This window comes from Mesorhizobium sp. WSM3860, from assembly GCF_002294995.1.
Lineage (GTDB): Bacteria > Pseudomonadota > Alphaproteobacteria > Rhizobiales > Rhizobiaceae > Mesorhizobium.
In genome coordinates this window covers 12,415-31,923 of the sequence record NZ_NSGF01000026.1, presented here as the reverse complement: position 1 = coordinate 31,923, position 19,509 = coordinate 12,415, and the positions used below count along the sequence as shown (strand labels likewise).

20 protein-coding genes are annotated in these 19,509 nt (G+C 65.3%); 13 read left to right on the top strand and 7 right to left on the bottom strand.

The window, feature by feature from the left end:
• Positions 1-121 precede the first annotated feature (121 nt).
• From CK220_RS27820 to CK220_RS27805, 4 genes are all read left to right on the top strand, one after another.
• Entirely contained in the window at positions 122-913 is a 792-nt protein-coding gene (locus CK220_RS27820; protein WP_095814588.1) for a 3-methyl-2-oxobutanoate hydroxymethyltransferase, read from the top strand.
• 8 nt (positions 914-921) lie between these two features.
• Positions 922-1,929: a sterol desaturase family protein gene (locus tag CK220_RS27815; RefSeq protein WP_095814587.1), complete on the top strand. Its 1,008-nt coding sequence runs from the start codon at positions 922-924 to the stop codon at positions 1,927-1,929.
• Between the two features lie 114 nt (positions 1,930-2,043).
• Entirely contained in the window at positions 2,044-3,006 is a 963-nt protein-coding gene (locus CK220_RS27810; protein ID WP_095814586.1) for a substrate-binding domain-containing protein, read from the top strand.
• A gap of 65 nt (positions 3,007-3,071) precedes the next feature.
• The gene (locus CK220_RS27805) at positions 3,072-3,386 is read left to right on the top strand and encodes a MocE family 2Fe-2S type ferredoxin (protein WP_067322435.1); all 315 of its coding nucleotides are present in this window, start codon (positions 3,072-3,074) and stop codon (positions 3,384-3,386) included.
• Between the two features lie 207 nt (positions 3,387-3,593).
• On the opposite strand, the gene CK220_RS27800 is transcribed toward CK220_RS27805, so the two are convergent.
• On the bottom strand, positions 3,594-3,893 hold the full coding sequence (locus tag CK220_RS27800; protein ID WP_095783445.1) for a hypothetical protein: 300 nt from the start codon (positions 3,891-3,893) through the stop codon (positions 3,594-3,596).
• Positions 3,894-4,023: 130 nt separating this feature from the next.
• Between CK220_RS27800 and CK220_RS27795 the strand changes: the two genes are divergently transcribed.
• From CK220_RS27795 to CK220_RS27785, 3 genes are all read left to right on the top strand, one after another.
• Entirely contained in the window at positions 4,024-4,920 is an 897-nt protein-coding gene (locus tag CK220_RS27795; RefSeq protein ID WP_095814585.1) for a VOC family protein, read from the top strand.
• Between the two features lie 47 nt (positions 4,921-4,967).
• Positions 4,968-5,570, top strand: coding sequence for a sulfotransferase family protein (locus tag CK220_RS27790; protein WP_095814584.1), 603 nt, complete (start codon positions 4,968-4,970; stop codon positions 5,568-5,570).
• 205 nt (positions 5,571-5,775) lie between these two features.
• Positions 5,776-7,152 (top strand): amidase family protein, encoded by a 1,377-nt coding sequence (locus CK220_RS27785; RefSeq protein WP_095814583.1) that lies wholly within the window; start codon positions 5,776-5,778, stop codon positions 7,150-7,152.
• A 50-nt stretch (positions 7,153-7,202) separates the two neighbouring features.
• On the opposite strand, the gene CK220_RS27780 is transcribed toward CK220_RS27785, so the two are convergent.
• Positions 7,203-7,934, bottom strand: coding sequence for a DUF2270 domain-containing protein (locus tag CK220_RS27780; protein ID WP_095814582.1), 732 nt, complete (start codon positions 7,932-7,934; stop codon positions 7,203-7,205).
• A gap of 107 nt (positions 7,935-8,041) precedes the next feature.
• Positions 8,042-8,248, bottom strand: a complete 207-nt coding sequence (locus CK220_RS27775; RefSeq protein ID WP_095814620.1) for a hypothetical protein — start codon at positions 8,246-8,248, stop codon at positions 8,042-8,044.
• 434 nt (positions 8,249-8,682) lie between these two features.
• Between CK220_RS27775 and CK220_RS27770 the strand changes: the two genes are divergently transcribed.
• Together CK220_RS27770 and CK220_RS27765 are read left to right on the top strand one after the other, a co-directional pair.
• Positions 8,683-10,974 carry a cation:proton antiporter gene (locus tag CK220_RS27770; RefSeq protein ID WP_095814581.1) on the top strand — a complete coding sequence of 764 codons (2,292 nt, stop codon included), beginning with the start codon at positions 8,683-8,685 and terminating at the stop codon, positions 10,972-10,974.
• A 290-nt stretch (positions 10,975-11,264) separates the two neighbouring features.
• Positions 11,265-11,879 carry a LysE family translocator gene (locus CK220_RS27765; protein WP_095814580.1) on the top strand — a complete coding sequence of 205 codons (615 nt, stop codon included), beginning with the start codon at positions 11,265-11,267 and terminating at the stop codon, positions 11,877-11,879.
• Between the two features lie 111 nt (positions 11,880-11,990).
• Here CK220_RS27765 and CK220_RS27760 read toward each other — a convergent pair whose 3' ends face one another.
• Positions 11,991-12,626: an ankyrin repeat domain-containing protein gene (locus tag CK220_RS27760; RefSeq protein ID WP_095814619.1), complete on the bottom strand. Its 636-nt coding sequence runs from the start codon at positions 12,624-12,626 to the stop codon at positions 11,991-11,993.
• Between the two features lie 225 nt (positions 12,627-12,851).
• Between CK220_RS27760 and CK220_RS27755 the strand changes: the two genes are divergently transcribed.
• A complete protein-coding gene (locus CK220_RS27755) occupies positions 12,852-13,913 on the top strand; it encodes an ISAs1 family transposase (RefSeq protein WP_095814579.1) in 1,062 nt (353 codons plus the stop codon).
• Between the two features lie 29 nt (positions 13,914-13,942).
• On the opposite strand, the gene CK220_RS27750 is transcribed toward CK220_RS27755, so the two are convergent.
• Entirely contained in the window at positions 13,943-15,154 is a 1,212-nt protein-coding gene (locus CK220_RS27750; protein WP_095814578.1) for an MFS transporter, read from the bottom strand.
• Between the two features lie 501 nt (positions 15,155-15,655).
• On the opposite strand from CK220_RS27750, the gene CK220_RS27745 reads away from it, so the two are divergent.
• Both CK220_RS27745 and CK220_RS27740 read left to right on the top strand, forming a co-directional pair.
• Entirely contained in the window at positions 15,656-16,075 is a 420-nt protein-coding gene (locus tag CK220_RS27745; RefSeq protein WP_095814577.1) for a VOC family protein, read from the top strand.
• Between the two features lie 108 nt (positions 16,076-16,183).
• Positions 16,184-16,567: an endonuclease domain-containing protein gene (locus CK220_RS27740; protein WP_095814576.1), complete on the top strand. Its 384-nt coding sequence runs from the start codon at positions 16,184-16,186 to the stop codon at positions 16,565-16,567.
• Between the two features lie 102 nt (positions 16,568-16,669).
• Here the strand turns inward: CK220_RS27740 and CK220_RS27735 are convergent, their stop codons facing one another.
• The gene (locus CK220_RS27735; RefSeq protein WP_141245243.1) at positions 16,670-16,951 is read right to left on the bottom strand and encodes a hypothetical protein; all 282 of its coding nucleotides are present in this window, start codon (positions 16,949-16,951) and stop codon (positions 16,670-16,672) included.
• A gap of 191 nt (positions 16,952-17,142) precedes the next feature.
• Here CK220_RS27735 and CK220_RS27730 point away from each other — a divergent pair, with 191 nt between their 5' ends.
• On the top strand, positions 17,143-18,561 hold the full coding sequence (locus CK220_RS27730; protein ID WP_095814574.1) for a LuxR C-terminal-related transcriptional regulator: 1,419 nt from the start codon (positions 17,143-17,145) through the stop codon (positions 18,559-18,561).
• Between the two features lie 53 nt (positions 18,562-18,614).
• On the opposite strand, the gene CK220_RS27725 is transcribed toward CK220_RS27730, so the two are convergent.
• A complete protein-coding gene (locus CK220_RS27725) occupies positions 18,615-19,508 on the bottom strand; it encodes a carbohydrate ABC transporter permease (RefSeq protein WP_067001185.1) in 894 nt (297 codons plus the stop codon).
• Position 19,509: the final 1 nt, after the last annotated feature.

Sequence of the window (19,509 nt, the reverse complement as noted above, 5' to 3'; positions counted from 1 at the left end):
CATCCGGCCGCGGCGCAGCACCGGCGCAGGCGGGTCCCTCTGCCCAAGGGGAGAGGTTGCAACCCGGGTGAGGGGGATTTTTCCAGACCTGATCGAACGCCCGCGAACGGGAGGATCACCGGTGGCGAGACGGCTGACGGCCTACGACCTGCAAAGCGCCAAGGGCAGCAGGAAATGGCTGCAGCTGCATATCGACACGCCGGCCGAGGCGGCGGCCGCGGTCGCCTGCGACATCGTCATCCTTTCCTGCGAGCCCGACCACAATCTCGAATCGATCCGCCAGGCGGCGCCTCACGCGTTCCTCTCCGTCGGCATGCCGCATGGCGCGGTCGCGTCGCCCTCGGAGGCGGTGCGGCTGGGCTTCGCCATGATGAAGCGCGGCGCCGACGCGGTCTATTCATCGCACTCGCCGCGCTTCATCGAGGCGATGGCGGCGGAAGGCATTCCCGTCACCGGCCATGTCGGCTTGGTGCCGAACCGCGCCACATGGACGAATTTCCGCGCCGTCGGCCGCACGGCGGAAGAAGCCTTCAAGGTGCTGCGCGCGGCGAAGGACCTGGAGAATGCGGGTGCGGCCTGCATCGAGGTCGAGGTGGTGCCGGTCAGGCTCGCCGATCACATCACCCGCTCGACGCCGCTGATCACGATGGGCATGGGCTGCGGCACTGCTTGCGACACGCAGTATCTCTTCTCCTGCGATGTGCTCGGCACCCACACCGGCCACTATCCGCGCCATGCCAAGCGCTATGCCGACTTCGTCACGCTGGAGGCCGAGCTGCAGGAAAAGCGCATCAGTGCTTTCCGCGCCTTCGGCCGCGATGTCGCCGAAGGCGGCTACCCGGAAGCGAAGCACCAGGTGGACATGGACGATGCCGCCTACGACCGCTTCCTCACCCTTGCTCAATCGCTGTGAGACCAGCCATGGACGACCTGCAATACGGCACGCGCAACAAGAGGGGCGATTGGGCCCCGAACGAACCGGCCGGCACCGCGCCGCTCTTCGCCTTTCCGCCGCGCCCGCTGGCGCTGCTGAAGTGGCTGCCGCATTATTTCCTGCCCTACAACCTGCTCTTCGCCCTCTCGGCAGTGGTGTGGTGGCGCTACGTGCTGCCTGACGTCGAGACGATGAAGACCCTCGCCGTCGGCTGGATCCTGCGCCTGTTCATCGTCAACTGCGCAGCACTGCTTATCTTCTTCGGCGCCTTCGAGCTTCGACTCTACGCTTTGAGAGCCCAGGGCAACCGCTTCAAATACAACGGCAAATGGCCCTCGGAGCAGAAGAGCAAAGCCTTCTTCTTCGAGAACCAGAACATCGACAACATGCTGCGCACCTTCGGCACCGGCATGCCGATCTGGACCGCGATCGAGGTGGCGATCCTCTATGCCTACGCCAACGGCTATGCGCCGTGGCTGAGCTTCGCCGAGCACCCCGTCTACCTGTTCTGCCTGGCGCTGGTGGTGCCGATCATCCACGAGACGCATTTCTTCCTGCTGCACCGGACGATCCACTGGGGGCCGCTCTACAAATGGGTGCATTCGGTGCACCACAATTCGGTCAACCCGTCGCCCTGGTCGTCGCTGTCGATGCATCCGGTGGAGCAGCTCGGCTATCTCGGCGTCGCCTTCTGGCACCTGATCATTCCGTCCAACCCGCTGCTGGCGCTCTACCAGCTCCACTATGCCGGCTTCGGCGCGATCCCGGGCCATGTCGGCTTCGACAAGGTGGAACTGAGCGAGGACAGATCGGTCGATAGCCACGCCTATATCCACTACCTGCACCACAAATATTTCGAGGTGAACTACGGCGACGGCCTGATCCCGTTCGACCGCTGGTTCGGCACTTTCCACGACGGCAGCAAGGACGGCGAGGCCCGCATGCAGGCCCGCTACGAGAAGAAGAAGGCGCGCGCCAACGCCGCTGCGAAATGACGGCCGCAGAGAAAGCCATGTGGCCGGCCTGAGCCGCCGACTTCAACGATCCCGAAAGGGCCGGCGAACAAGACAGGAGTGAGCCGGCACTCCAGATCCAGAGGGAGGAAACCCGTGAAGAAACTTCTCATCTCGACGGCGCTCGCCGCTTTGATGACGACCGCGTTCGCGACTGTCTCGACCGGCGCCTTTGCCGCCAAGCTAGGCGTCTCGATCGTCAACTTCGACAACAATTTCCAGACGCTGCTGATGCATGGCATGCAGGCCCGCGCCAAGGAGAAGGGCGCCGACATCCAGGTCGAGGACGCGCAGAACGACGTCGCCAAGCAGCTCGACCAGGTCAAGAATTTCATCGCCAGCGGCGTCGACGCCATCATCGTCACGCTGGTCGACACCAATGCCTCGAAGACCATCAGCGAGGAAGCCGCCAAGGCCGGCATTCCGCTGGTCTTCGTCAACCTCGAGCCGTCGGACATGAAGAACCTGCCGGAGAAACAGGTCTATGTCGGCTCGAACGAGGTCGAGTCCGGCACGCTGGAAGCTTTCGAGGTCTGCAAGATGCTGCGCGCCAAGGGCAAGTCGGCCGGCGCCACGGCCTACATCATCATGGGAAGCCTCGTGCATCAGGCGGCGCTCCAGCGCACCAAGGATGTCGAGCAGATCTTTTCGACCGACATGTGCAATTTCATCAAGGTCACCGACAAGCAGTCGTCCGAATGGTCGCGCGACAATGCGCAGAACCTGATGACCAACTGGCTGACCGCCGGCCCGGCACCCGACGCCGTCATCGCCAACAACGACGAATCCGCCATCGGCGCCATCCTGGCGCTCAAGGCCAACGGGGTCGACCTGAAGAATGTCGTGGTCGGCGGCATCGATGCCACCCAGGACGGCCTGCAGGCGATGAAGGCCGGCGAGCTCTCGGTCACGGTGTTCCAGAACGCCAAGGGCCAGGGCGGAGGCGGTGTCGATGCGGCGCTCGCGCTCGCCAAAGGCGAGAAGGTCGACCGCGTGGTCTATGTGCCTTTCGAGCTGGTGACGCCGGAAAATGCGGCGGAATACCTCGACAAGAACTAGACCCGGATCATCGGGCGGCCGGCTTCGCCGCCCGATGGGTTCGCCGCGATGTGAAGGGAAGAAAAATGACCGGTTGGATCAGGGCCTGCGGGCTCGACGACATCGAACAGGAAGGCGCCCGCCGCTTCGACCATGGCGGCAAGACCTATGCCGTCTTCCGCTCGCCCGACGACGAGGTGTTCTGCACCGACGGGCTCTGCACGCATGAGGCGGTGCACATCGCCGACGGCCTGGTCATGGACTACGAGGTCGAATGCCCAAAGCACGCCGGCGCCTTCGACTACCGCACCGGAGCGGCAAAACGCCTGCCGCCCTGCATCAACCTGCGGACCTATCCGGCGAAGGTGGAGGCGGGAGCGGTGATGGTGGCGGTGGGGTAGGGCGCGTTGCTAATCTCCCCCCTTGAGGGGGAGATGTCGCCGAAGGCGGCAGAGGGGGTCGTCTAACGTCGAGCGCCAGCGTCCTTCCCACGTCGGCGATCTACGTGGGACGACCCCCCTCTGTCCTGCCGGACATCTCCCCCGCAAGGGGCCCGCAAGGGGGGAGATCGGCTGTCACGGCCGCTTCGCCAATCGCCGAAGAGAGACCTAAATCCCCTCGCCATCCACCAGCGGCACGTCGTCGCCTTCCCAGGGGCTGGGCAACGAACCTCGCCCCGCCGTGGGCAGCGGCATCCAGCATCTCAGCTCCGGCTCGGCATATTCGACAATGCGGCCCGGCGAGGAGTCGGACGCCCGCCAGCCTTCCTCGCCGAACTGGTCGGCGCGCGACCAGTAGGCCATGTCGACCTCGGCCGGTCCCTGTTCGGACGAGCGCACCGTCACCAGGATGCGACTGCCGTCCCGCGGCGCGCTCGCCATGTTGCGCCAGTGGTCGGTCTCGTCCATGTGATCTCCTCCCAAGAAGCTTCGGGGCAATAGTCGCCGCCCGCCGGGGAGGGGTCAACCCGAACTTGGCGCGAGACAGAAATATCGTTCACGGCTAATATGTTCGCCGACCGCAATCGGACGGACGACGATGGACGAAGGGTTGCCTCAAGCCACCCGTCTCGGGCCGGTCCATCTCAGGGTGACCGACATCCCGGCTGCCTTGATCGTCTGGCGCGATACGCTCGGATTGGCGGTCCTCGGCGAGGATCCCGCCACGGCGGAGCTCGGCGCCGGCGGGCGGAAGCTGATCGTGCTCCACGCCGGAGCGCACGTCGCCCTGCCGCAGAAATCGCGCGATCTCTTCCATGTCGCCATCCATGTGACGAGCCGCCGCGACCTCGCCCACACCGCCGCCCGGCTTAAGGCGTCCGGGTTGCGCTACAGCGCCCAGGATCACCTGGTTTCGGAATCGCTCTATGTTTCCGACCCGTCCGGCAACGGCATCGAGATCTGCTTCGACACGCCGGAACGCCTTCTGCGCCGAGAGGTATCGGCCGATGGCCGCGTGGCGCTGATCGGCACCGACAGCAGCACGCATTCCGGGCTCAAGCCGCTGGATGTCCCAGGCCTGCTGCGCGACCTCGGCAATTCCGGCCATGTCGAGCAGAGGATGGCCGCGAACGCAGTCATCGGCCACATCCATATGCGCGCCCGCGCGCCGGAGGAACTGATGGAATTCTATGTCGGCGTGCTCGGCTTCCGCCCGCACATCCAGTCGAGGAGCTTCGGCATGTTCGACTGCGGCACCGGGCGCCGGCCGCATATGGTCGCCTTCAACATCTGGGCGCGCGACGAGCTGCGCGAGCCGCCACCGGGTTCCGCCGGCCTCGGTCATTTCACGGTTGAGCTTGCATCGATCGAGGAGCTGGCTGCGCTGGAACGAAGGCTCGATGCCGCCAACCTGCCGCCGAAAAAGATCGGCGGTGCCGTGGAAACGGCGGATCCGGAAGGCAATCGGCTGCGGTTCGTGCTTCAGGAAGGTTGATCGCTCCGCAGCGGACCATCGGGGAAGACAAGTGGGAGGAGGGGAGAATGACCATCAGGGTGATAGGAACCGGCTTCGGCCGTACCGGCACGGATTCAATGCGCGAGGCGCTGACCATGCTCGGCTTCGGCCCGTGCCATCACATGTCGGAGGTCATGGCGCATGCGGAGCAGAAGCGGCTCTGGCGAGCGCTCGCCAGGGGCGCCGCGCCGGATTGGGATCGGCTCTTTGCCGGTTATAAATCCTGCGTCGACTGGCCTTCCGTGCATTACTGGCGCGAGCTGATCGAGGCCTACCCCGAGGCGCGCGTCATCCTCACCTGGCGCTCGCCCGAAAGCTGGTGGGAGAGTTTCGCAAAAACCATCCTGCCGGCCGTCATCGACAGCCAGGATCAGGAGTCGTTGGGCGTCGCCCTTATCACGAAGCAGGTCTTCGGCGGCCGTCCGCAGGACCGCGCGCATGCGATTGCCGTCTATGAGGCCAATGTCGAAGCGGTGCTGAAGACGGTGCCGGCCGAGCGCCTGCTGATCCACAAGCTCGGTGACGGCTGGGAGCCGCTCTGCGCCCATCTCGGCGTTCCGGTGCCGCACGAGCCCTATCCGAACCGCAACACCACGAAGGAGTTCCGGACGGCGCTTTCGTTGAATTGAAGGGAAGGAAGTAGTGAATAGTGAATAGTAAATAGTGAATGGTAAATGGTTAATAGTGAATGGTGAGTAGCGGTATCGAAGATCAGAATGGCTTAAGATCCGCCTTTTTACTCCTACTCACTACTCACTACTCACTACTCACCACTCACCACTCACCACTCACCATTCACCATTCACTCACTCCCCCTCAGGGAGAAACCTGCACATGATCCACTCCGACACAGCCTTCCTGACCGCCTCGCAACTGGCGGCGGCGATCCGCGAGAAGAAGGTCAGCGCTGTCGAGGCGATGGAGGCGCAGCTTGCCCGGATCGCTGTCGTCAATCCGCTTCTCAACGCCATCGTCACCCTCGACGAGGAGGCGGCCCGCGCCGGAGCGAAGGCCGCGGATATGGCGGTCGCGCGCGGCGAGGCCGTCGGTCCGCTCAACGGTGTGCCGGTCACGCTGAAGGACGGCCATGCCACAGCCGGCATGCGCACCACCGTCGGTTTGGAAGCCTTTGCCGATCATGTCCCCGCGACGGACAGCACGATTGCCGCGCGGCTGCGCAAGGCCGGCGCCGTCATCATCGGCAAGACCAACGTGCCGCCCAGGCTGCGCGACCTGCAGACCGACAACGCGATATTCGGCCGCACCGTCAATCCGTGGGACGTCACCCGCACGCCCGGCGGCTCCAGCGGCGGCGCGGCGGCCGCGGTCGCCGCCGGGCTGGTGCCGCTCGAGATCGGCAGCGATGCCGGCGGCTCGATCCGCGTGCCGGCACATCTGTGCGGTGTCTATGGCTTCAAGCCGACGCAGGCGACGGTGCCGATCACCGGCAGCTACGCCGATCCGCCCGACATGCCGCGCAGCTTCCGCCTGCTGTTCGACATCGGGCCTTTGGCCCGCGACGTCGACGACCTCATCCTGGCGCACCGCATCATCGCCGGCGCCGACGGCCTCGATACCGAAGTGCCGCCGGTAGCGACGGACGAGGCGCCGGAGCCGCCGCTGAGGAAGCTCAGGGTTGCCTTCGCGCCTGAATTCCCCGGAGTGCCGACCGCGCTCGACATCGCCGGCGCGATCGCAGGCTTGGCAGGCGCCATCGAGGTCGGCGGCGCGCGGGTGGCGCAGGCGCTGCCGCAGCACGATTTTTCGGCCGAGCGGGCGCTGTTTTCCGATCTCATCACCTGGTATTCGCAGGTCTTCCGGCAGCCGCGCGAAACCTCGCCCTCGCTGGCTGCCTATCTCGAGGCGCTCAACCGGCGCGACGAATTCATCGCTGCCTGGGAGCGCTTCTTCGACGATTGGGACGTGCTGGTCTGCCCGGCGATGATGTGCACGGCCTTCCGCCACCGCGAAATGGGTGCGCCGATCCCCGTCGATGGCATCGAGACGCCCTACTGGAGCGCGCTCAGCCACGCCTGCCGCTTCAATCTGACCGGGCATCCGGCCGCCGTCATTCCGATCGGTGTCGACCGGGAGGGCCTGCCGATCGGCGCCCAGCTCGTCGGCCGCCGCCATTCGGACATGAAGCTGCTGGCGGCGGCCAAGGCGCTGGCGCGTCTCACCGACGGTTTCGTCAGGCCGCCGGGATTGTGAGCGCGTGGAAATGGAGGGCTGCCTGAAGACCAAGGGCCGCCGGCCCAGGCTCAAACATGCACGTCGCCGAATGACAGTTCGCCGTCGTCGGCGCGCATCAGGAAGGCGGCGGCAACCATCGCGAGATAGAACACGACGACGCCGCAGACCACCACGACGCCAGGGATCGGACCGAGTGTCGCCACGCGGAAGGTGTCAAGCAGCGAGGCGCTGAAGCCGATCGGCGAGCCTTCGCGCGAGAGGCTGGGCGTGGTGATCTTCAAGACCCAGGCAAGCATCAGGATCGTGTACATGAAGACGTAGTTTCGGCGCAGCCGCCGGACCAGCGCCGCGCGCTGCGAGATGAGGAAGCGCGGCGAGCGCAGGCCTTCGCCGAGGATCGCCAGCCAGTTCGAGGCGAAGTCCGGCTGCGGCGAAAAAATCTGTGCGAAGTAATAGCGCTCGAACTGACGCACCCGCGCCCGATAGACGTCGAAGAACCGGTAGCGCCGCGCCTCGATCCACAAAAGCAGCGTGATGAGCAGCATGGCGAAGAGCAGCACGCCGTGATGCGCCGAAGGCGTCGACAGCGATACGGACAGCATCGCCGCCACCACAGTGATCGCCCAATTGCTGGTGCGGTCGAGCCGGTCGCGCCATCCCGCCATGCGGGCGATCTCGGCGCGGTGGAAATGCGACATGGTGGTTGCGAATTCCGAGGACGTGAGCTTCAGCGCGAATGCATCGGAGCCCCTTGGCGGCGCCGCTGCTTCGGCTGGCTTTACGGTCTGGACCTGCGACATCCCCTTGCCACGTGCCTCCCGCCGTGGCCGGCCGAAATGAGCCGGCCACACCCCATATAGCACAATGTGGGGCGGGCAGAAATGTTCCTGCCTTTCAGGCGGATAAGTCAGGATGCGATGGGCGGCAGCGCCCGCTTTGAAGCCGCCGGAAACGGCACCACTTCGGCCTCGGGCCGGGCATAGAGGGCGGTCGCGACCGCCTCGATCACAAGGTCGAGCGCCGCAAGCGCCGTGCGGCTGGTCTCATCGTCGCCGCGCAGGTAGTGGCAGGCCCTGTCGAGGTGCAGGTGGGCGGCGGCAAAGTCGCTTTTCATTAGCTTCTCCTTATTGCCCCGCCGTGCCGCGACCATGCGTGAGTCGCTTTACCGACAAGCAAAAATCGGCAGTGGCATTTGAATCGAATTGTATGGGGACGCCGAAGTTGCTTGAGAGAGAGGGAGGGCAGCGCCGGAGTTGCCAATCTCCCCGATTGTGGCCCGGTTGTGGGGAGATGTCCGGCAGGGCGGGCGGCAGGGCGGAGGGGGCGCTGTCCCGCTCGCATCCCAGCCCTTGCAGGCACGTCCATGACGGTTAAAACTGGCCTGCTTGCAGATAGGTTGAATCGAAGTTGGCCCTCTACGGCGCCCCCTCCGTCCTACCGGACATCACCCCCACAACGGGAGAGAGTGGCAGTTCCACCGCCGTGCAACCGATGCATGTGCGAAACCGTTATGGCGAGGCTAATCGAGGGGTGCGGAAATTGTCCTTCATGCCCAACCGGCGCCGGCCGGTTTCTCTCGTGCTTGCGGCGGCGGCGCTTGCATCGATGCCGGCCGCCGCCTTCGCCGCCGAAAAAACCGGCATGTCCAGCGAAGGCATCTTCGTTCTCGAAGTCATTTTGCTGCTCGTCGTCGGCCGAGGCATCGGCGAATTGCTGGAGCGCATCGGCCAGCCGGCGGTCATGGGACAGCTGATCGGCGGCATCCTGCTCGGACCCTCGCTGCTCGGCTGGCTGTGGCCTGAGGCCGAGCGGCTGGTCTTTGCCGGCGATGCCGCGCAGAAGTCGATGATCAACGCCATCGCCCAGCTCGGCGTGCTGATGCTTCTGCTGCTGACCGGCATGGAGACCGACCTGAGGCTGGTGCGCCGCGTCGGCCGCGCCTGCTTTTCCATCTCCGCCACCGGCGTTGCCGTGCCCTTCGCGCTCGGCTTCGTGGCCGCGCAGTTCATGCCGGCCTCGCTGCTCGCCACCGGCAGCGAGCGCATCGTCTCCGGCCTGTTCCTGGGCACGGCGCTTTCGATCTCCTCGGTCAAGATCGTCGCCATGGTGGTGCGCGAGATGAACTTCATGCGCCGCGACCTCGGCCAGATCATCGTCTCCTCGGCCATCATCGAGGACACGATCGGCTGGGTGATCATCGCCATCACCATCGGCATCGCCACGCATGGCCGCATCGAGCTCGCCGGCCTTGCCTTCACGCTCGCCGGCGTTGCCGCCTTCATGGTCTTTTCCTTCACGCTCGGCCGCCGCATCGTCTTCGACGCCATCCGTTGGACCAACGACACCTTCCGCTCGGAATACGCGGTGGTCACCGTCATTCTCGCCATCATGGGCGGCATGGCGCTGATCACCGACCTGATCGGCGTGCATACGGTGCTTGGCGCCTTCGTCGCCGGCATATTGGTCGGCGAGTCGCCGATCCTGTCGCGTCACATCGAGGGGCAATTGCGCGGCGTGATCACGGCACTCTTCATGCCGGTGTTCTTCGGCGTCGCCGGTCTCTCGGCCGACCTCACGGTGCTCGTCGATCCCGAGCTTGCACTGCTCACCGTGGCGCTGGTGGCGATCGCCAGTCTCGGCAAGTTCGGCGGCGCCTTCATCGGCGCCGAGGCCGCGGGCATGAGCCGCAGCGAGGGCATCGCCGTCGGCTGCGGCATGAATGCGCGGGGCTCGACCGAGGTCATCGTCGCCTCGATCGGTCTGTCGATCGGCGTGCTCTCGCACACGCTTTTCACCATGATCGTCACCATGGCCGTCATCACCACCTTGGCCATGCCGCCGACATTGCGCTGGGCGCTGGGGCGGCTGCCGATGGGGGAGGCGGAAAAGAAAAGGCTGGAGCGCGAGGAGGTCGACCAGCGCGGCTTCATCACCAATCTGGAGCGGCTGCTGGTGGTGGTCGATGAGGGCGTCGTCGGCCGCTTCGCCGCCTACCTCGCCGGTGTCATCGGCGCCGGCAAGCCGACGACCGTGCTTCGTACAAGCGGCGAAAGCGAAGCCGACCCCGGCGAAGCGGCGCATCTGGACGAGATCGAGAAGGGCGCTGAGCAGGGTCGCGAGGCGGCGAAGGAAGCCGACGAGGAGCCCGCGCATGAGGAGCCCCTCACGCGCCGTCCCCATGATGCTCCGCTCTCCGCCCAGGCGGTCGCCAAGGAGGCGCGCAAGGGCTACGGCATGCTGCTCATCGGTCTCGGCCGGGCAGTGACCGCGAAGGGCGGCTTCTCGCGCCGGCTGAACGAGGTCGCGGGCGCCTTCGAAGGCCCGCTCTGCCTGGTGCTGAAGCCGGCCGGCGCCGGCCGGCAGATGCCGCGCCTTGGGCCGGGATCCGGCAGGATCCTGGTGCCGGTCAACGGCACGGCGAATGCGCGCCGCGGCGCGGAACTCGCGCTTGCCGTCGCCTCCGTCACCGGCGCACCGGTCAAGGTCCTCTATGTCGCGCGCCCCGGTCGCGACGAACCGCGCGACACCGTCTCGCATCGCCGCAGAGAGGCTGTGCTGAAGGACATTGTCGCCCTTGCCGACCGCTATGGCGTCGAGACCGAGACGGCCATCCGCTCGAGGGCCGCCGCCGCCGATGCCATCACCCGTCAGGCGGGCAGGAGCGTGGCGCTGATCGTCATGGGCGTGGCCCGGCGGCCGGGCGAGGAGCTCATCTTCGGCGAGACGACGAGCGGCGTGCTGCAGCGCTGCCCGTGCCCGGTGATGCTGGTCTCCGACGCGCGGCTGCGCCGCGACGACGAGGGCAGGGAGGCGCTGAGGTCAGGTACGGGCACGGGGTGAGGCGATTGGCCAATCTGGCCCCTTGTAGGGGAGATTGGCAGCTTCGGCGACCGACCGCGAAAAAGCCCGGCTATCTGGTGATAGTACTGCGCATAGGTGAGGTCCGCCTCCGGCGGCATGCGTACCGAACTCGCTTCGCTGCGCAAGATTCTCGCGTTCCGGAATATCAGCTTGGTGGCGGCGCCTGCGAGGAAGTCCGAGAGCGCCTCGGAAACATCGGGACCGCTGTTGACACCATCGCCACGCGCTCCGATTGTCCTCGGCACCTCGCATCGAAGGACACATCACCAATGACATTGTCGGGCTTTGCCGCCTATTCCGGCGCGCTGGCGATCGCCGCTATCATTCCGGGACCGCAGATCGTCGCCATCGTGGCGCAGGCACTGAAGAGCGGCTACCGGCAGGCGGCCTGGATGACGGCCGGGATGGTGCTGGGCGACGTGCTCTACCTCGCCGCGGTGCTGGCCGGCCTCGCCTTCATCGCCGAGACCTTCAGCTTTCTGTTGATCGCCATCAAATGGGCGGGCGTCGCCTATCTCTGCTGGCTCGCCGTCCAGTTCTGGAGGGCGGGCGAGACCGTCGAGGCGTCAGACGCCGGCGCGGCCAGGAGCGGCGGCAACGCCTTCGTCTCCGGCGTTCTGGTGACGCTCGGCAATCCGAAATCGGTGCTGTTCTACATTTCCATCCTGCCGACAGTGGTCGACATAGGCGCCCTGTCGGCGCTCGATGTGCCGATCCTTCTGGTCATCACCGCGGTCATCCTGGCGGCCGTGCAGTTCCCCTTTGCCATCGCTGGCGCCGGCACGCGCCGCACCCTTCAGTCGCCGCGCGCCGCGCGCCTGTTCAACCGTGGCGCCGCGGTCTGCGTGGGCGGCGCCGCGGCGACTATTGCGCTGAGGAACTGAGCGACCGCATCGCGCCCCGTTTTGCCGGTCCGCTTCCGCTGCGCCCGCACCCGCATACAGCTCTCGAAGGGGTGCCGCCGGCCTGACGGTTCAAGAGCCGACCGCTGCCCTTCAACTGCCTTCGAAAAAGCTATGGATCGCGGCGTCCAGCTTGCCGATGAGCTCGGCGTTGCGCGTGCTGCCGGCCCAGATCAGCGCATTGAGCCGCATGTCCTTGTTGAGGAAGTTCACCTTGCGGGATTCCAGCAGATATTGCGCGACTTCGAAGTGGCGTCCCTTGATCGCTTCGATGAGCGCGCTGTTGCGTCCCGTCTTGTCGGCGAGATTGACGTCGGCGCCATGCTCGACCAGCAGCTTGACGATATCGAGATGCCCGTTCCTTGCGGCTTCGATGAGCGGCGTCCTGCCGTAATAGTCGGCGCGGGCGTCGATATCGATCTGCGGATGCTTCATCAGCGCCTGGATACAGGCGAAGTGACCCCTCGCCGCAGCCAGGCTCAATGGCGTGCTCTTCCATTTGTTCCTGGAGTTCACGTCGATCGCCGGGTGGCCGATCAAGGTTTCGAGCACGGCGGTGCGGCCGTTATGCGCCGCGAGGTGCAAGCTTGACCAGCCGTCTTCATCGGTCTGGTTGATATCCGCGCCCGCCGCGAGCTCCGCGCGCGAGGCTTCGGCATCGCCGCTCTCGGCCGCGACCAGCAGGCGGGACCAATTCCTTGCTTCGGCGGCTTCCAGGCCTGTGTCCACTGCAATATCCCCGACCACGAATGGCGCCGGCCTGGCCGGCATTCAGATGCAGCGTCTTCTCGCGCGGAGAGTTCCACACTCGCCGTCGTCGGGCAACGGATTTCGCGTCGGTGGTGCGGGCAATCTCCCCCTCGAGGGCAGGTGAATCGCATATGGCTTTTTGGGACTTGAAGTTGGCCTGAGAAGGGATTCTTTGGCCAGGCAGTCGAACGAAGGAGGACTGCCATTTCCAGCCTTGAGAGCTATTTCGGCGCGGTACCCGATCCGCGCGCTGGCAACGCCACGCACCGGCTTGGCGACTTGATCGTGATGATGATCGCCGCGAGCCTGTGCGGAGCGAGCAACGCGACGGAGTTCTCGTTGTTCGCGCAACAGCGCAAACAGGCGCTGTCGCGGTTGATCGAGTATGAGGTGGCGCCCAGCCACGACACCTTCTCGCGGCTGTTGCGACTGCTCGATCCGGAGGCGTTCGGTCGGGCCTTCGCGGCCTTTGCCGCAGGCTTTGCGCGCGCCTGCCAAGAGGTCATCTCGCTCGACGGCAAGGCGCTGCGGCGAGCCTATGAGAAGGGTCTTGCGGCCAGCCCGCCCTTGACGGTGTCGGCCTTTGCCGCCGAGACGCGGCTGTGCCTGGCGGCGGTCTCGCCGAGCGCCGGAGAGAACGAGGTCGAGGCGGCCCTCAAGGTCGTCGAACTCATTGATCTCACTGGCAGAATGGTCACGGCCGATGCGCTTCACTGTCACAAGCGCATGGCCCAGGCGATCACCGAACGCGGCGGCGACTACCTGCTCGCGCTCAAGGGAAACCGCCGTCATTGGGTTGGCTATGCCAAACAACAGCTGGCCGAAATCACCCCCTCAGTGGCGGAGCGGACCGAAACCAGCCATGGCCGCAATGAATGGCGGCAGGCCGAGATCGTCGCCGCAACCGAGCCACTGATGGCCGGCCACAAAGCCTTCATCCGCATCACCAGTCAGCGCGATCAGGCCAAGCCGCTGACGCGCCTGTTCATGGCTTCGACGCTGCCCTCACCGCAGCAGGCGCTCGAGCTCACAAGGGCTCATTGGCAGATCGAGAACGCCCTGCACTGGATGCTCGACGTCCATCTCGACGAGGATCAATCCCGCGCCCGCAAGGACAATGCTCCGGCCAACACCGCGCTCCTCAACCGCATCGCCAGAAACATCCTTCAGGCTGCCGATGTCGACAAAGTCCCCATCAGCCACCGCATCAAGAAATGCGCCTGGAATGACGACTATCTAATCCAGGCGCTGACCCATATGCGATAGCCCTGCCCTCGAGGGGGAGATTGCTTGCTCTATGCCATCTGCAGCCGCTGCCGGCTTGGCTGCGGCGGGAAGGCGATCGCGATGCCGGCGGCGCCCAGGCCGACCAGCGCCGAGCCGATGAACAGCCAGGAATAGCTGGCATAGGCGTCGTAGATCATGCCGCCGGCGAGTGGGCCGAAGGACATGCCGAGGCTGGAGAGCATGGTGGCGGCGCCGAACACCGTGCCGATGATGCGCGGCCCGAAATATTCGCGCGCCAGCACCGCATAGAGCGGCATGACGCCGCCATAGGTGGCGCCGAAGATGACGGCCAGGACGTAGAACTGCTCGAGCCGGCCGACCGCGAGATAGGCGGCGATCACGGCGGCCTGGATGGCGAGGCCGGTGATCAGCACCGGCTTGACCCCCAGCCGGTCGCCGAGCACGCCGTAGAGCAGGCGTCCGCCAAGACCGGCAAGGCCCTCGACGCTGTAGATCGAGACGGCCGCCATCGGCGCCACGCCGCAGGCCATCGCATAGCTCACCATGTGGAAGATCGGCCCCGAATGCGCCGCGCAGCAGGCAAAGAAGGTCATGCCCAGCACCAGGAACTGCGGCGAGCGCAGCGCCTGGCCGACGCTCATGCCGGGCTCGTCGGCGGCGGGCGCCGGCGTGCCGCTGTCGGCCGCCGCGCCGGGCACCGGCGGCTGGCGTACCAGGAAGACGGCGGGCAGCAGGAGCACCCAGGCCATGACGCCGATGTCGAACATGGCGGTGCGCCAGTCATAGGCCGAGATCAGCCAGCGCGCGAAGGGCGAGATGGTCATCGGCGCCACCCCCATGCCGGCCGAAACCAGCGACACGGCAAGGCTGCGGTTGGTGTCGAACCAGGCGGTGGTGAGCGCGATCATCGGCGCGAAGAACGCGCTGGCCGCCAGCCCGACGATGACGCCGTAGCTGAGCTGGAAGATCAGCAGCGAGTTGGCGCGGCTCGCCACCACAAGCGCCAGCCCGAGCAGCACCGCGCCGGCAAGCACGACGGGACGGGCGCCGACGCGGTCATAGATCGAGCCCCAGGCGAAGCCGCCGACGCCCATCACCAGGAAATTCAGCGTCATGGCGCTGGAAATGCCGGCGCGCGACCAGCCGGTGTCGATCGACATCGGCTCGAGAAAGATCGCCAGCGAGAACATCGCGCCGATCGCCACACAGGTCATCAGCGCGCCGGCCGCGACGATGACCCAACGATAGGAAAGGTCCATGGTTTTCTCCCATGCCGTAAGGCATCCTGTTTGATGCGGCACGGTTTTTCCAGGTCGATCGTGCCGCTTGCGTCCGAAGGACGTTGGGGCAGACACCGATCCTACAATCTGGTTGCATTTTTTATCCGGATTTTTTTTGGGGCGCCCGATCTCCCCCCTTGAGGGGGAGATGTCGCCGAAGGCGACAAAGGCGGGGGCGCCGCGCGTAGAGCGCCGGCTTCCTCGTTGCGTCGGTGCTCCACGCGAGAGGACCCCGCTCTGTCCTGCCGGACATCTCCCCCACGAGGGGGGAGATTGCTGTTCCCGCGCAGGCGCTTCTTCCTGCGACGTTGGAGATTGGCGAAAGCCGGCGTGACATCCGATCTCCCCCCAAGTGGGGCCGGCAGGCCAGAGGGGGGCGCTGTCCCGCCGACGTCTCAAAGTGTCAGCAGCCTGCGACACGCCACATTGACCGCACACCGGCCCCACCTAGATTGAACCCCTCAAACCAGGGAGCACCCCATGCAACTCTATCGCGGCCGGCTCATCGACCACCTTCATTTGGTAGTGCGCGACGTCAAGGCGAGCCGGCGTTTCTACGGCGCGGTGCTCGAGGTGCTGGGCGTCCCGATCGGCGGCGAGGCCGAGGATTATTTCTGGGCGGACGAACTGTTCGTCTCCAGCGCCGATAGCCGCGCGGCCCAGGGCGTGCTCACCGGCCGTCACCATCTCGCCTTCCAGGCCAAGGACCGCGCCATGGTCGACGCCTTCTACCAAGCGGGCCTCGCCGCCGGCGGCAAGGACAACGGCGCGCCCGGCGAGCGCCCCTACCACCCCGGCTACTACGCCGCCTTTCTGCTCGACCCCGACGGCAGCAACATCGAGGCGGTGTTTCATGGCGAGGCGAAGCGGAGCACCACGGCGGTGGAGATCAGTTTCTAGGGCGCGGCGGGGGCGCCTTTATCTCCCCCCTCGTGGGGGAGAAAGCGATTTCAACATCTTAGCGAAGCTAAGTGTTAGAAATCGCAAGAGAGGGGATTTTCACGCACCATGCGCCAACAGGTTCCGCCACAGCACCGTACTTTCGCAAGAGCAATGCGTTCGGACTCTACAAAGGCCGAGAACATTCTCTGGCAGGCGCTGCGCAACAGGCAGCTCGAAGGTCTGAAATTTAAACGACAGGTGCCCCTCGATGGCTACATTCTGGACTTCGCCTGTTTCGAGGCGAAGCTGATCCTGGAGGTTGATGGCGGCCAACATTCGGAGTCGCAGCGAGATGCCGAGCGTGATCGGCATTTCGCGATGAAAGGGTTCCGGACGGTGCGCTTCTGGAACGATGAGGTGGTGCGAAATATCGATGGTTGCTGCTTGACGATTCTCGCCGAGATCCGAAAAGGGAGCTCCCAAGCAAATCCCCCCTCTTGCGATTTCTAACACTTAGCTTCGCTAAGATGTTGAAATCGCTTTCTCCCCCACAAGGGGGGAGATAAAGGCGGCACTGTCCGAACCGGATAGATAGGTAACAGAATGGACCGATTAGATGGGTGACAGTTTTCTCGCCACCTCGTCGGAGCATCGCGGCTGGGCATCGGCAGGCATGACTTCGAATCCGGCGGCGATGAGTTGCAGCCTGGTTTCCTCGAAATGCCGCTTGGCGCCGCTGTCGATCGCGGCCGGTGCGTAGTTCCAGCCGTTGCGGGCCGCGCTGGCGAGGATGTCCGCATACTGCCGCAAGCTGTCGATCTTGACGTTCGATTCCATGAGCTGGCGGCATTCGTCGGCCAATGAAGCCCTCCCGGCGGCGGGCAGGGTCAGCATGGCACAGGCCATCGCTATCGAGATACGGCGCATGGAAACCTCCTTCGGCTGATTGGGACTTTGCTGAGGGAAAGTTTTGCGCCGAGCCGTCGCCGCGTGAATCGGCCACATGCGGTGTTTTGGGTCCTGCATTTGTAGTATTTTGCATCCGCCACGGTTGAAAGCACTCACGTCCGCTGGCAGGGACGGCCATGAACCGCATCGTGACGACCTTGGAGGCGTTGTCGGAACGCGAGCGCGCGGTGGCGGAGAAGTTCGCTGCCGGCATGACCTATCGTGAAATCGGCGAGGCGCTGTTCATTGCGCCGTCCACGGTGCGCACCCATCTCGCGGCGATCTATGAAAAGCTCGGCGTGCGCAACAAGGTCGCGCTTGCCAGGCATATCAACGGCGGCGGGGCGGGACCGGCTCCAGGTCTGCCCGATTCCTCGCCGGTGCTTGCCCTGTTCCCGATCGAATGCCTCAGCGCCGACGAACGCTGGCGCCGCTTTACCAACGGCCTGTCGTCGGACATCACCGTCGATCTCGCCCGCTACGCCGGCATCCCGGTCATCGCCTTCCACACCATGAAGTCGCTTGGCAGCAAGCGCCGCGACTTCGCCGCCGACGGCAACGCGCTGGGCGCTGCCTACATCGTGTCGGGCCAACTGCGCGCCGACGAGACGCGCATACGCCTGACTGTCGAACTCGCCGACGCGGCCTCCGGCCTCAGCCTGTGGAGCGAGCGTTTCGACCGCCCGGTCGAGAACCTATTCGCGCTGCAGGACAGCCTGACCGAAACCGTCGTCAACGCGCTCGCCGGCTGTTTCGGAGCGATCGCCACGGTCGGCCGCAACGCCATCCGGCGCAAGCCGCCGGCCAGCCTGCGCGCCTACGACCTTTATCTGCTCGGCGTGGAACAGCACAACACGTTCAGCCGCGACGGCAATGCGGAAGCCATCCGCCTCTTTACCCGCGCGCTGGAGCTGGATCCGACGCTGGCCAAGGCCTGGACCGAACTTGGCTACGCCTACTCGATCCAGTCCTGCAACGGGTTTGCCGGCGATCCCCGGGCGGCGGCCGGGAAATGGCGCATGGCGGCCGAGAATGCACTCCAGCTCGACCCGATGGACAGCACCGTGCACGTCTGTCTCGGCGACGCCTTGGGGTGCTTGGGCGATCTGGAAGGCGCGGAGCGCTGTTATCGCCGAGCTTTCGACCACGGTTCCAACCAGGCGGACACGCTGGCGCTCCTTGCCGGCAGCAGGGCGCTGGTTGCCGGCGATCCGGCAGAGGCGATCCCGCTGATGGAGCGCGCCATGCGCCTCAACCCGCTCGCTCCGCCGTGGTATTTCGGCATGCAGGGCCGCGTTCTGTTTGCGAACGGCAGACACCGGGAAGCCATCGCCGCGCTGCGCCGAAGCACACCGGATTCGCCCAACGTGCTGATGTTCCTGGTGCTCGCCCATGCCGCGGCCGGCGAGGGTGCCGAGGCGGCTGGATACATTGCCCGCCTGGATGCCGAATTCCCCGACTTCTCGGTCGAGCGTTTCATATCGGGCTATCCCGTCACCAATCCGGACGCCATCCGCGCCATCCGCGAGGCGGCCACTTTGGTGCCGATCCGCTAAAATCGATCGATTGGCGGGTGCCTCGTGCAATGGCCATGACCGCCAAGCGGACGCTATTCCTTCACCGCGCCCGTCATCGATGAGACGTAGTGCTCGACGAAGAACGAATAAAGCACCACCACCGGCAGCGAGCCGATCAGCGCGCCCGCCATCAGCGCTCCCCATTCATAGACGTCTGAGCGGACGAGCTCGGTGAGCACGCCGACCGGCACCGTCTTCTTCTCCGACGACTGGATGAAGGTCAGCGCGTAGATGAATTCGTTCCAGGATAGCGTGAAGGCGAATATGCCGGCCGAGATCAGGCCCGGCACCGAAAGCGGCAGCACGATCTTGGTCAGGATCTGCCAGCGGGTCGCGCCGTCGATCAGTGCGCATTCCTCCAATTCGAAGGGGATCGAACGGAAGTAGCCCATCAACAGCCAAGTGCAGAACGGGATCAGGAAGGTCGGGTAGGTGAGGATCAGCGCAAAAGGCGTGTCGTAAAGACCGAGATTGAACACCATCACCGAGAGCGGGATGAACAGGATCGAGGGCGGCACCAGATAGGCGAGGAAGACGGCAAGGCCGACCTGACGGGCGCCGGAGAACCGCAGTCTTTCGATCGCATAGGCCGCAAGCACGGCAGCCGCCAGCGACAGGAAGGTGGCCGCCGTCGATATGATCACCGTGTTGAGCAGCCAGCCGGGATAGGAGGTCTCCAGGAGCAAATAGCGTATGTGCTCCAGCGTCGGATGCACGACCCAGAACGGATTGTAGTTCACATAATCCGTCATCTCGACATTGGGCTTAACCGCCGTGATCGTCATCCAATAGAATGGAAACAGGAGCACGATCAGAAACACCAGCAGCGGCAGATAGACCGTCACCACCCGGCGCGGCAGGCTCTGCAGGTAGCCCATGCCGCCTTCGTCGGTGTCCAGGCGCTCGACTTCTCTGATCGCGGCCATG